The sequence below is a fragment of the Pseudonocardia alaniniphila genome (assembly GCF_022524485.1).
GTDB lineage: Bacteria > Actinomycetota > Actinomycetes > Mycobacteriales > Pseudonocardiaceae > Pseudonocardia > Pseudonocardia alaniniphila.
In genome coordinates this window covers 1-12,002 of record NZ_JAKXMK010000015.1, presented here as the reverse complement: position 1 = coordinate 12,002, position 12,002 = coordinate 1, and the positions used below count along the sequence as shown (strand labels likewise).

Annotated in this window: 12 protein-coding genes and 1 pseudogene; 6 read left to right on the top strand and 7 right to left on the bottom strand. The window is 68.8% G+C overall.

From position 1 onward, the window contains the following. Positions 1-11: 11 nt before the first annotated feature. Positions 12-1,367, bottom strand: coding sequence for a Gfo/Idh/MocA family protein (locus tag MMF94_RS17775; protein ID WP_241037968.1), 1,356 nt, complete (start codon positions 1,365-1,367; stop codon positions 12-14). Between the two features lie 248 nt (positions 1,368-1,615). On the opposite strand from MMF94_RS17775, the gene MMF94_RS17770 reads away from it, so the two are divergent. Genes MMF94_RS17770 through MMF94_RS17755 form a run of 4 tightly spaced genes read left to right on the top strand, consistent with a single transcriptional unit; the run spans position 1,616 to position 5,494 of the window. Then, positions 1,616-2,965: an ABC transporter substrate-binding protein gene (locus MMF94_RS17770; RefSeq protein ID WP_241037967.1), complete on the top strand. Its 1,350-nt coding sequence runs from the start codon at positions 1,616-1,618 to the stop codon at positions 2,963-2,965. Positions 2,966-2,979: 14 nt separating this feature from the next. Further along, on the top strand, positions 2,980-3,960 hold the full coding sequence (locus MMF94_RS17765) for a carbohydrate ABC transporter permease (protein ID WP_241037965.1): 981 nt from the start codon (positions 2,980-2,982) through the stop codon (positions 3,958-3,960). Next, on the top strand, positions 3,960-4,862 hold the full coding sequence (locus MMF94_RS17760; RefSeq protein WP_241037963.1) for a carbohydrate ABC transporter permease: 903 nt from the start codon (positions 3,960-3,962) through the stop codon (positions 4,860-4,862). Before MMF94_RS17765 ends, MMF94_RS17760 begins: the two co-directional genes overlap by 1 nt. Then, on the top strand, positions 4,859-5,494 hold the full coding sequence (locus MMF94_RS17755; RefSeq protein ID WP_241037962.1) for a hypothetical protein: 636 nt from the start codon (positions 4,859-4,861) through the stop codon (positions 5,492-5,494). Before MMF94_RS17760 ends, MMF94_RS17755 begins: the two co-directional genes overlap by 4 nt. Positions 5,495-5,555: 61 nt before the next feature. Here the strand turns inward: MMF94_RS17755 and MMF94_RS17750 are convergent, their stop codons facing one another. After that, positions 5,556-6,182 carry a TetR/AcrR family transcriptional regulator gene (locus tag MMF94_RS17750; protein ID WP_241037961.1) on the bottom strand — a complete coding sequence of 209 codons (627 nt, stop codon included), beginning with the start codon at positions 6,180-6,182 and terminating at the stop codon, positions 5,556-5,558. A gap of 82 nt (positions 6,183-6,264) precedes the next feature. Here MMF94_RS17750 and MMF94_RS17745 point away from each other — a divergent pair, with 82 nt between their 5' ends. Further along, a complete protein-coding gene (locus tag MMF94_RS17745; RefSeq protein WP_241037960.1) occupies positions 6,265-7,002 on the top strand; it encodes an SDR family oxidoreductase in 738 nt (245 codons plus the stop codon). A 262-nt stretch (positions 7,003-7,264) separates the two neighbouring features. On the opposite strand, the gene MMF94_RS17740 is transcribed toward MMF94_RS17745, so the two are convergent. The 4 genes from MMF94_RS17740 to MMF94_RS17725 form a co-directional block, all read right to left on the bottom strand. Beyond that, positions 7,265-7,711, bottom strand: a complete 447-nt coding sequence (locus tag MMF94_RS17740) for a thiol-disulfide oxidoreductase DCC family protein (RefSeq protein WP_241037959.1) — start codon at positions 7,709-7,711, stop codon at positions 7,265-7,267. Then, positions 7,708-8,460, bottom strand: a complete 753-nt coding sequence (locus MMF94_RS17735) for a hypothetical protein (RefSeq protein ID WP_241037958.1) — start codon at positions 8,458-8,460, stop codon at positions 7,708-7,710. Before MMF94_RS17735 ends, MMF94_RS17740 begins: the two co-directional genes overlap by 4 nt. Positions 8,461-8,585: 125 nt before the next feature. After that, positions 8,586-9,074: a hypothetical protein gene (locus tag MMF94_RS17730; protein WP_241037957.1), complete on the bottom strand. Its 489-nt coding sequence runs from the start codon at positions 9,072-9,074 to the stop codon at positions 8,586-8,588. Positions 9,075-9,643: 569 nt separating this feature from the next. Continuing rightward, entirely contained in the window at positions 9,644-10,756 is a 1,113-nt protein-coding gene (locus tag MMF94_RS17725) for a hypothetical protein (RefSeq protein WP_241037956.1), read from the bottom strand. Positions 10,757-11,561: 805 nt separating this feature from the next. Here MMF94_RS17725 and MMF94_RS43390 point away from each other — a divergent pair. Beyond that, positions 11,562-11,684, top strand: coding sequence for a hypothetical protein (locus MMF94_RS43390; RefSeq protein ID WP_277398754.1), 123 nt, complete (start codon positions 11,562-11,564; stop codon positions 11,682-11,684). A gap of 64 nt (positions 11,685-11,748) precedes the next feature. On the opposite strand, the pseudogene MMF94_RS17720 reads toward MMF94_RS43390, so the two are convergent. Further along, positions 11,749-12,002, bottom strand: a pseudogene (locus MMF94_RS17720) (imidazoleglycerol-phosphate dehydratase); the annotation flags it as partial.

The window sequence follows — 12,002 nt, the reverse complement described above, 5'->3', positions numbered from 1 at the left end:
GCCGGCCCGGATCAGAGGGCCAGGATCTCGTCCACGTGAACGGGCAGGCCGGTCTCGAAGGATCGGTTGGCCGCGAGGCCGGTGAGCAGCGACTGTGCCCCGTCGCGGTGGGTCGAGGCACGTCCCAGCGGGTCGGCGGGGCGTTGCCCGCCGAAGATCTCCGCGAGCATCCTGGCGTCACCGCCGCCATGGCCCTCGCCGGTGGCCTCGGGCAGATCGATCTCCACCGGCTTCTCCCAGTGGCGGCGCACCGTGAGCCGCGAGGAGTGCTCGGGTGTCGCCTCCACCCCGTGCAGGGCTTCGCCCGGTGCCTTGCCTGCCGTGCCGGGGTCGACGAAGGAGTTCTCCACGACGTCGAGCTCGAGGCGGCCCTGGCTGCCGTTGAACGCCACGTGGTAGCCCTCCCACGGCGAGTACGCCGTGAGGTGGTAGCTCATCGTCGCGCCGCTGCGGTAGCGCACGGCCACCGTCATGTCGTCCTCGATCGTGATGCCGTCGCCGAAGACGTTCTGGTCGCGGTGGTAGCCGTCCTCGTGCTCGGCGTCGAGGTAGAGGGCACGCAGGGTGGGAGAGCCTGCCAGGTCCAGCGCGAACGGGTCTTCCGCTGCCGACTCCGCGCCGTGGGCACGGGTGTAGGGGTGGGCGAGCTCGCGGCGCGTTCCGTTGGCGGAGCCGTAGAAGAACAGCTTGCCGAGCCCGAACACGACCTCCGGGGACGAGGCGATCCACCAGTTGACCAGGTCGAAGTGGTGGGTCGCCTTGTGCACCATGAGCCCGCCGGAGTTGGCCTTGTCCCGGTGCCAGCGGCGGAAGTAGTCGGCGCCGTGGCGGGTGTCGAGCAGCCACTCGAAGTGCACCGAGCCGATCTCGCCGATCGCCCCGTCGGCGATGACCTCGCGGACCTTGGCGTGCACCGGGTTGTAGCGGTAGTTGAAGGTGACGGTCACCGCCCGCCCGGTCTCGGCCTGAGCGTCGAGGATGCGCCGGCAGCGTTCGGCGTCGGTGGTCATCGGCTTCTCGGTGACGACGTCGCAGCCGGCGCGCAGCGCGGCCACGATGTACTCGTCGTGGGTGCGGTCGATCGTGGAGACCACGACCGTGTCGACCCGCTCCCGTTCGAGCATCGATCGGAAGTCCTGCGGCTGGTAGGTCGGCACGGGCGGTAGCCCGAACCCCTGCACGGTGCGGTTGTGCACCTGCATCCGCGTGCTGTTCACGTCGCAGAACGCCACGAGCTCCGCGTGCTCGGCGTGGGTGTTCGCGATGGCGCGGACGAACATCTGTGCACGGCTGCCCAGACCGACGACCGCGTAACGGGTGCGCCGGGCGGTGGGGGTCGCGGTTGACTGTGCTGCGCTGGCGGTCATGAAGCTCCTGCCGTCGGGGCCGGGTGCGGAGAGGGCTGCAAACGCTTGTAGCAGGTGCGCGGGCTGCCCGCTCGCTCCGCGGCTCGCCGAGCGCCCGCAGGTGGCGATGACGTCATGATGCAAACGCCTGAAAACTTCCGCAAGAGCCATTGACCCGGCCCCCGACCCCTGACCTAATGGGCTCGAGCACGCGGTGTGTCCCGGCGCACAGCGGTAGCAAGCATGTGAGTGATCGAAGGAGCTCCCTCATGACCATCTCCGGTATGCGTCGCACGGCGCCGCCCGTGCGGACGCGGTGGGTGCGGCATCTGCTGGCCACCGGCGCCGCCATGGCACTTCTCGCCACCGCGGCCTGCGGGGGTTCCGCGGGGGAGCAGGAGCCCGGTGCGGCACCCGTCACCGATCAGCCCGTGCAGCTCGCGGTGGCCTGGTGGGGCGGCCCCGCGCGCGCCGAGTTCACGCAGAAGGTGCTCGACCTCTACACGCAGAAGCACCCCAACGTCACCTTCACCACGCAGTGGCAGGGCTACGCCGGCTACTACGACAAGATCAACACGTCGGCGGCAGGCCGGAACGCGCCCGATCTCATCCAGATCGACAACCGCGTTCTGCGCGAGTACGCCAACAAGGAACTCATCGCCGACCTGACGCCGTGGCAGGGCTCGACGTTGAAGGTCGACAAGATCGACCCCAAGCTCCTGGGTACGGGCAAGCTCGACGACAAGCTCTACGCGGTGCCGCTCGCCTCGAACACGCAGGCGCTCGCGGTCGACCGCACGGTCGTCGAACCGCTCGGGCTGCTCCCCCCGGAGACCGGCTGGGCGAGCTGGGACGAGTTCGGCGCGTGGGCGGCCAAGGTCAGCCAGGGCACCGGCGGGAAGGTGTCGGGCGTCCGCGACGAGAGCGCGAACATCAGCTTCTTCGAGTACTGGCTGCGACAGAACGGCAAGCAGCTCTACGACGGCCAGAAGCCGGGCTTCACCACGGAGGACGTCACGGCGTGGCTGCAGTTGTGGGCAGACATGCGCCAGAGTGGAGGCGCCTCCTCCGCTGAGGTCGCCCAGCCCGCCAACGCCGGTGACATCTCCAAGAACACCGTCACCACGAAGCAGACGGCCGCGAGCTTCTCCTACGACAACCAGCTCACCGAGCTCAACAAGGCCACCGACCACGACCTGGTGCTCGTCCCGATCCCCGGCGCGGCGAGCGGCGCCTACGCACGGCCGTCGCAGTTCTTCACCGCCTACGCGCGGGGCGAGAACGTGGGCACCGCCGTCGACGTCATCAACTTCTTCGTCAACGACCCCGAGGCCGGGGCGATTCTGGGCACCGAGCGGGGGCTTCCCCCCAACGACGACGTCAGCGCAGCCCTCGTCCCGACCTTCAGCGACGAACTGAAGTACGTGGCCGCCTACGACGACCGCGTCACGGCTCAGGCGGGCGACACGCCACCCGTGCCCGCCCAGGGTGACAACCAGATGGGTCAGCTGCTCATCGCGGCTGCGGAGAACGCAGGCTTCGGACGCCAGACCCCGCAGGAGGCCGCCGCGGAGTTCGTCTCCCAGGCCACCGCCGAGCTCGAACGCGCGAGCAGCTGACCGGGAGCCGCGCGATGAGCAAGACACTCGAAACGCCGGCAGGGGCGGTGGCGGCGGCGGGTGCGCCAGGGGCGGCCACTCAGCCGTCCGGCCACCGCCGTTCGGACCGGAAGCGGGAGGCCGTCGCCGGCTACGTCTTCCTCTCGCCGTGGCTGATCGGTTTCTTCGGCATCACCCTGCTGCCGATGCTGTATTCGCTCTACCTGAGCTTCACCGACTACGACCTGCTGCAGGATCCCGAGTGGGTGGGGCTGGACAACTACGTCCGGATGTTCACCGACGACCCCAAGTACTGGCACGCGGTGGGCGCCACTCTGGTGTTCGGCCTCGTCTCCGTTCCGCTGAAGCTCGCCGTCGCGCTCGGGGTAGCACTGCTGCTCTACCGCAACCGGCGGGGTGTCGGTCTCTACCGTTCGCTGTACTACGTGCCCTCGTTGCTGGGTGGCAGCGTCGCGATCGCGATCGTGTGGCAGACGCTGTTCGGCGGCGCCGGTGCCGTCAACGAGGTGCTGGGCTTCTTCGGCATCGAGGGCCGGAGCTGGATCGCCAACCCGTCCACGGCGCTGGGCACGCTCATCCTGCTCGCGGCGTGGCAGTTCGGGGCGCCGATGGTGATCTTCCTTGCGGGTCTGAAACAGATACCCGCCGAGATGTTCGAGGCGGCCTCGCTCGACGGCGCCGGGCGCCTGCAGCAGTTCTGGCACGTCACCCTGCCGCTGCTCTCACCGGTGCTGTTCTTCAACCTCGTCCTGGAGACCATCGCCGGGTTCCAGGGGTTCACGGCGGCGTTCGTGATCAGCGGTGGCCTCGGGGGACCGGCCGACTCCACCCTGCTCTACACGCTCTACCTCTACCTGCGCGGATTCGGTGACTTCCAGATGGGCTACGCGTCCGCGATGGCGTGGGTGTTCCTCGTGGCGCTGGGCGTCGTCACGGCGCTGGTGTTCCGCAGCGGTTCCCTGTGGGTCCACTACGCCGACGAGGGGGAGCGCTGATGGGCGTCCCGACCACGATCACCCCGGTCACGGTCACACCGGAGCCGGCGACGCCACCTGCCGTGTCGCGGCGCTGGTACGACGGCGCCGCGGCGCACGCGGTGCTCGTCGCGTTGCTCGTCGTCGCGCTCTACCCGATCGCCTACATGATCGGCACCTCGTTCAAGGCGCCCCAGGAGATCTCCAACAACATCGACATCTGGCCACGTGAGTTCACGCCCGGCAACTACGCCGAGGGGTGGGCCGGCATCCCCGGGGTCTCGTTCGGCCGGTTCTTCTTCAACAGCATGGTGATATCCGTCGGGGTGGTGGTGGGCAACGTCGTGTCGTGCGCGCTCGCTGCGTTCGCGTTCGCCCGGCTGCGCTTCCCGCTGCGTGGTGTGTGGTTCGCCCTGATGATCGGCACCTTGCTGCTGCCCCACCACGTGCTGATCGTGCCCCAGTACGTGCTGTTCAACGCGCTGGGCTGGATCGACACCCCGCTGCCGCTGATCGTGCCGAAGCTGCTCGCCACCGACGCGTTCTTCGTCTTCCTGATGGTGCAGTTCATGCGCGGCATCCCGCGCACGCTCGACGAGGCCGCCGCGATCGACGGCTGCGGCCCTTACCGGCGGTTCTTTCACGTCGTGCTGCCGCTGACGAAGCCCGCTCTCGTCACCACGGCGGTGTTCTCCTTCATCCAGACCTGGAACGACTTCTTCTCCCAGCTCGTCTACCTCAACGACCTGGCGAACTACACGGTCCCGATCGGCCTGCGGCTGTTCCTCGACTCCAGTGGGCAGAACGCGATCGCCCCGATGTTCGCGATGTCGGTCCTCTCGCTGTTGCCCGTTTTCCTGTTCTTCCTGTTCTTCCAGCGGTTGATCGTCGACGGGATCAACACGAGCGGGATCAAGGGATGAACGCCGCGGGGCGGGGGAGCGCGATGGTCCGCCGGCGCACGCCGGAGCCGACGGGTTCGGGGCGGGGCTGGAAGGAACAGCTGCGACGGGTCTCGGAGCTGTGCCTGCTCGGCCTGGTGGCCACCGCGCTCAGCCTGCCGCTGGTGACCATCGGCGCGGTGGTGGCGGTGTTGTCGTCCGCGGTCGCCCACTGGGCCGATCACGACGACCTGCCGCCGTGGCGCGTCATGGCTGCCGAGCTGCGCCAACGCCTGCTTCCCGGCGTCGCCGTCAGCGTGGTCGGCGTGCTCGCGGCGGTCGTGGTGGTGAATCAGGTGCGATGGCTGGCCAGCGGGGCGGTTCCTGGCGGAACCCCGGCGCTGGTGGCGCTGCTCGTTGCCATCGCAGGCCTCCTCGCGGTGGTGCTGCTGGCGGTGCCCCGGCTCGCGGGAGGCGGCTCGTGGCGGGCCGCGCTCGCCGGGGGCTGGACCGCGCTGCTGCGGGTGCCGGCGGCCGGGGCGGCCGCTCTGGGCGTCACGCTCATTGCGGCGGTGCTTGCCGTGACGCTGCCGGGTGTGGGGCTCCTGCTTCCCGCGCTGCTGGTGCTCGCCCTGCACGCACTGCACCGCGCTCTGGTGCTGCCCCGGAGCTGACCCGAAGATCGAGATCCGGGTTTCGGCCCTGCGGAGGGCGAAAAGCCGGATCTCACGACGATCAGACGGTGCCGGTACCCCGCACGAGGGCCGCGCTCGCGCGAGTCGCCCGGGCGGCGATCTCCTCGACGGTCGGGTGGCTGCGGTCGAGGAACCCGTCGGTGTGGAGGGTGATGTAGCCGTGGGCGATGGCCACGTGCTGCTCCAGCAGTTGCAGGGCCTCGGCGGGCGGAAGCGGACGAGCTTTCTGGGCGAGCTCGAGTAGCAGGGTCATGAGCTCGCGGCCGGCCTCGGCCAGGCCCGCGTCTCGCAGGTGTCTCAGGCTCTCGGCGAAGATGACGGTGAACCCGGCCCCACGTGCGGAGACGTAACGAACGTAAGCGCCGGCGGTAGCTGCGAAGCGGTCGATCGAGTCCGGCCCTGCGGCGTCGGCGGCTATGCGCATCGCCGTGGTGAGCTCGCCTGCTGCTTCGGTCGCGACGGCGGCGAGCAGTTCGTCGCGGTCGCGGAAGTGGCGGTACGGGGCGGCGGTGCTGACGCCGAGCCTGCGGGCGAGCTGGGCGACGGAGAACCCGGCCATCCCGACCTCGGACAGCAGCTCGAAGCTCGCCGCGATCAGCGCCGCTCGCAGTTCTCCGTGGTGGTAGCGCCGACCTGCGGCGGGGTCGCCCTCGCGTGTGGTGGCCATGACACCGCCTTCCGTTGCCGCGATGTAAGTGCCCTCTTACTCTAGCGAGTGATAGGGCTCTTACATCGCAAGGAGAAGCGTCATGCCGGGAATCACGGACAAGGTCGTCGCCATCACGGGCGCAAGCAGCGGAATCGGCGAGGCGACCGCACTCCTGCTTGCCGAGCGGGGCGCGAAGGTCGTACTCGGGGCCCGCGGGTCGGACCGGCTGGGGGCTCTCGCCGGCCGTATCGACGATGCCGGCGGAGAGGCCGTCCACCTGCGCACCGACGTGAGTCGACGCGAGGACGTGTCCGCCCTCGTCGCGTTGGCGCGCGAGCGGTACGGCGTGCTCGACGTGCTCGTCAACAACGCCGGCGTCATGCCGGTCTCGCCCCTCGACGACCTGCGTGTGGAGGAGTGGGAGGCCATGATCGACGTCAACATCAAGGGTGTGCTGTACGGGATCGCGGCCGCGCTACCGGTCTTCCGCACGCAGGGCGGCGGGCAGTTCGTGAACATCGCCTCGACGGCCGGGCATCGCACGGTGCCGGCTCAGGCGGTCTACTCGGGCACCAAGTTCGCCGTGCGCGCCATCTCCGAGGGTTTGCGCCAGGAGGCGGGCGACTCAGTGCGCGTGACGATCATCTCGCCCGGGATGACCCACACGAACTTCGGGGACTCGATGACGAATCCCGAGGTGAGGGCCCGGCTCGTCACGCTCCGGGACAGGGTCGCGATGCCCGCAGCGGCCGTCGCCCGTGCCATCGCGTTCGCGATCGAGCAGCCGGCCGACATCGACGTGAACGAGGTGATCGTCCGGCCCACGGCCCAGGCCTGATAGGCCCTTGCCGGTAGTCCACTACCAATGACCGGTGCGTCGATGTGAGCCGAAGTGTCCCGTTCGCCGCGGCGCCACCGCCCAGCCGGCGGCGCGGGCAGGACGCAGGCGACGATCCTCCCGAAGGTGCTGAGCTGGCGTCGGAAGGCTGCGCGACCACCTGTGGGCGGCGGTGACCGAACCCGGTCGCCGCCGCCCGCTCGCTCGCATGGAGGTGAAACGACTGTTCGACGGCGCCATCACAATGACGAACGGATCAACGTCATGCGTCGCACCGGGTCGAGGGCCGCGTGCAATGCGGCTGGACGCCGCGCAGCATGTAGCGGTGCGCGGCCACCCAGCGATAGCCGCGTGCGGCCAGTGGCCGGACCCCCGGGATACGGAACAGCTGCAGGAGTGGGATCCCGACGGCCGTGGCCAGGGCGGCGGTCATCGCTTCGGCGCCTCGCAGCCGCGCACCATCGGCACGGATCCACCACGCCTCGCGAAGCGCTTCCTCGCGGGTCAGCCCCGTGAGCTCCAGCACGCGACTTCCCTGCAGTGGCAATGCCCTGATGCGCCCACGCCGGTCCCAGCGCTGCACGGCGTACACCGCCCGGGTGCAGAATCCGCACAGCCCGTCGAACACCAGCACCCCGCCGCTGCCGGGCACGCCGAGTACCTGTTCCTCTGGGCCGATCACCATGGCGTGGCGCTCGCTCCGAGTCACGACGCCACCCCGCGCAGGGCGCGTTCGAGGTCGAACCAGGACGCGAACGCCACGCCCGTGAGCTGGTAGCGGAACCGGATGCCCATCACGGCAAGGATCCCCCAGTGCATGGCGAATGCGCCCAGCGCCCAGAGCCGCCCGAGCCTGCGGTCGAGCAGTGCCAGCGGCGCGCCCAGCTCGACGACGAGCGAGATCACCGCCATTGCCGTGAACAGCCGCCGGTGTGGGTAGAGCCGGTAAGCCAGCGGGCTGGCGTGCGAGCCGAAGACCTCCTTGCGCAGACCGTCGATCGCGACCTGCCGGCGCAGGCCGTCACCGCTGGCCCACGCCCAGCCCGACTCCCCTGCGACCTTGGCCACGCCCGCCAGCAGGTATGCGGCCGCCGTGGACCCGTTCATCAGGTGCAGCGGCCAGCCATACCGGGGGTGCGCGGCGGGTGCCGGCCCGCTCCGGAGCGCCGCAGCAATCGACACCGCATCGGCCGGACGGCCCGCGCTGAGCGCGAGCGTGTGCAACACCAGCAGGTTCTCACTGTGGTAGACCATCGACCACGAGTTGCGGTAGGCGAGTGTCCATGTCAGCAGTGCAGCGTGCACCCGCGCCACGGCGGATCCGCCTATGCCGAGCGTGAAGAGCGCGGTGCTGACAAGAGTCGCGTCGTTGAGCACGTCGGCGACGACGGGCGGCAACGGCCGCGCCAGCATCCGCACCGGACCGACGGGTGCGAAGAGTTCGGGCTTGGTCCGCACGATGTTGCGAAACTGTCGCCGACGGGATAACAGGTGCCGCAGCGTGTGGCCGCCAATCAGCACGCGCACCAGCCCGAGTCGGGCGGCGGGCACGGGCGTCACGAGTCCCGGCCGCAGGCCTCGGATCACGGCCGTACCTCCGCGGACGCCAGCACCGTCGACTCACCGTCGACTCGTCTGCTGGTCAGGCAGTGGTCCAGGTCGAACAGGGTGCGCACGACCTCGACGCGGATGACGTTCCCCCAGTCCGGACTGCTGACGATGCGGGCAGCCAGGTCGTCGGCGTACGCGTCCGGCCGGGCCTCCCGCACGGCCACCCGGTACAGCTGGCGGCGGACCTGGTTGACACCACCAGTGCCGAGCGCGCCGGAGGGCAGGGAGAGCCGGCCGCCGTCCACGGTGACCCCGACGGCGTAAGTGACGGACATCTGACGGTTCCGCTTGGCGCTGAACATCGGGTACCACGACAAAGGGAATCCGTCGACTCGATCGGGGATCGGGCGCCGGTACTGCAGTAGCGGGCTCAGGACGGCCGCCAGCACCGCTGCCGAGAAGACCGCGGCCCGAGTGCGTTCCCCGCGGCGCCATCCGATGTTCTTGTGCCGATCACCCATGATGCTCATCCAGAGGTCGCGGACGACGTGTGGGCGACGGTGGGACAAGCAGCGTGCTCTGGCATGGGCCTCGACCTGCACTGATCACCACGTCCCGGGCAGGATCTCGGCATGCCCCTTCTCCGATGACTACCGGCTGGAGGGGTGGCCAGCGCCTGCCGTCCGATTCCTGGCGTGAGCGGGACGCCCAGATCGGATCCATTCGGTGATCGAGGGGTTCTTCGCGAAGCTCCTCGGGTAGTGCATTCCACACATTGTGGACCAGGGCGTCGGAAAACCCGATTTCGGATATGTTGCGACCTTCTCCGGCCGCTGGCCGTCCGAGTCTTCGGTCGCCATTGGAAACGTACTCTCGCCGCGAAGCGGCTACAAGCACGCGGTACTCGTCAGAGCAGCTCTCGGTTATCATGGACAACCCGGTCTGTGCGGTGATCGGCTCATGGAAACGCAAGCGCAGAAGATCGCGTTCAGGATCGGTGAACGCCGTGCGCTCGTGCAACGTGACGTGCGTACCGATGAATATCGGAGTGGCTCTCGATCGGCCTCTAATGAACTAGACAAGTCGCTACTCATTCGTTCACCAGCCTGCTGGGGTTGGTTCGGGCGGCTCGGCAGAGGTCGTTGTTGCTGACGCCGAGGTGAATGCCGTGGTCGGCCATGGCGGCTAGGACATGGGGGGCCAGGGCGGGATCGGCTCGGGCCATGGCGGCCATGAGTCGGGAGAAGTGACGCCGTTCGCGAAGGGCGTCACGGTTGAGGCCTGCGGGATTGTCGCGTCCGGCCAGTTCCAGCCCGCGTAGTAACAAGGTGTCGAAGCGGGTGGGATCGGCACTGATGTCCGTGACGCGTTGGCGGGCGCTCCAGCAGGCGGAGGCCCAGACCATCCCATCGTCGTGGGGGTCGCTGTCGGGCCCGCCCTGGAAGTGGGCCATCGTCCAGCGGGGGTCGAGTTTGCGGCGTCGTCGTTCGGTGTGCGGGATGGCGTGACGGTGCCAGCCGTAGATATCGGGGGTGCCCAGCATTATCGCGGTGATCACATCGGCGGTGCCTTCGTCCAAAGCGGTTTTCTTGTTGGTCTGCTGCCCGGGTGGGCGCAGCCGGTTGAGCCTGAAGTCCGCGGTGTGCCGGCACACGTGGTGGCCGACCTCGTGGCAGATGATGGCGGGATTGTGGGCGGGCGCACGGAAGTACTGCTCGGTGCCGGACCGGGCGACGAAGCCCGCGCCGCCACCCAGATGCACCTCTCCGGCTGGGCTGGTCGCCTCCGGGTCGGCCCCAGCCCCCTGGCCGGGCAGGCGGTAGTGCCCGCCACCCCACCCGCGGGACTGCTCGTGCATTCCGATGCGAACCAGCAGATGTGGCAGTGGGTGCCCTAGCAGCCCGCTGACATACCGCAACGTCCGCTGGGTATGGAACGCCGTGTTGACCACTCCGAACGCCCGCGCCGCCCGGTCGGCCGTCGCACCGGCCCACGGACCACCCCCGGCGGAAGGATCGAACACCAACCCCCCGCCGGTGAACAACGTCCCGCCGCGCTCGTCGCGGACCGTGACCTCGGGCAACACCACCTGCGCCGACTCGGCCTCGATGACGTCGAACTCGATCTCCTCGAGCCGACCCGGCCCGTCCCGCCCGTCGGACCCGTCGAACCCATCGGGCAGATAGACAGCCGCGCGGGTCATGCCGGAACCGCCGCGCCGATCAACAGCTCCAGCGCCCACCGGCGTTCACCTCCACCGACGACAACACCTCGAGCCCGCTCACCGCCGCGTCACCGGCGTCCCGCCGGCCGTTTGCGCGTATCCGCTCCTGCATCAGCCGCGGCCGAATCGGTAAAATGCGTCCACATCACTCGACGCGCGTGCGGCCGGCGCTAGGCGCTCGACGCTCGACGGAAGGATCAAACGAGTCAATGATCTGGTCGCCGACCCCCATCGGCCGACGAAGATCGCCTTGTGCATCGTCTCCCCCCAAATGATGTACCCGTTGTCTGTTTGCTGATGGCGACCGCAGTCCATTGGTCCTTCTTTAGGCGGTCTTTGGTTCGCCGTGGACGAGCGCTATGAGGTCGCGTGGCCTCGCTGGCGTCGATTCGGCGTCGTCGTCGCTGACGAGAGGATCAGGTTCGGTGGAAACCTGCGTCGCTTCCCACCGGGGACGTTTTCATCGCCTTTGTAGGCGGCGCCCGTCCACCCTATCCTGTTCAGTGGAACCGGAGTCGAGTACGTGCTGCCAGTAGTTGTGACGGCGCTCGACATCCCCCTGACGACACATTAACATGCTCACTCCTCCTTCGCTGCCGTGCAAGTCGCGCAGGGATTCCAGCAGCGTTGGTTTGCGGAGAATAAGGGCCGAATGGCCGAGTGCGACAAGCCGCATGGGTGGCGCGCCGGCGCAGAAAGTAAGGACACGGACAGTCTGAGGCAAAAGATCGTTCCCGACAGTTCGTGGCCTTCGGCCGGGGATGCGATGCGGCGCATGACTCGAATGACCAAGCTGCTGTTTTGCTTCGAGTCACTCGCTGCGGACGGTGCCGAATCGATCGAGGGGCTGGTCAGCCGACTTCATCCGCCACCGGACACGCTGGTGATCGAGCGGTCGCCGGCCTGACCGACGCTCCGGAACGTCGGCCTGGCGGACCAGGACAACCCGGTGCTGGTCGGCGACGCGGCTGTCAGAGAGTGCCCTTCGTGGACGCTATCCCGGTGATCCGGGCGTCCCGCTCGACGGCCGCGCGTAGGGCGCGGGCGACGGCCTTGAACTCGGCTTCTGTGATGTGGTGCGGGTCGCGGCCGTCCAGTACGCGGACGTGTAGGGCTAGGTGGCCGTGGAAGGCGAGGGATTCGAAGATGTGGCGGTTGAGGACCGTGGGGTAGTGGCCCCCGACGACGAAGCCCTGCATGACGTCGGGTTCGCCGGTGTGCACGG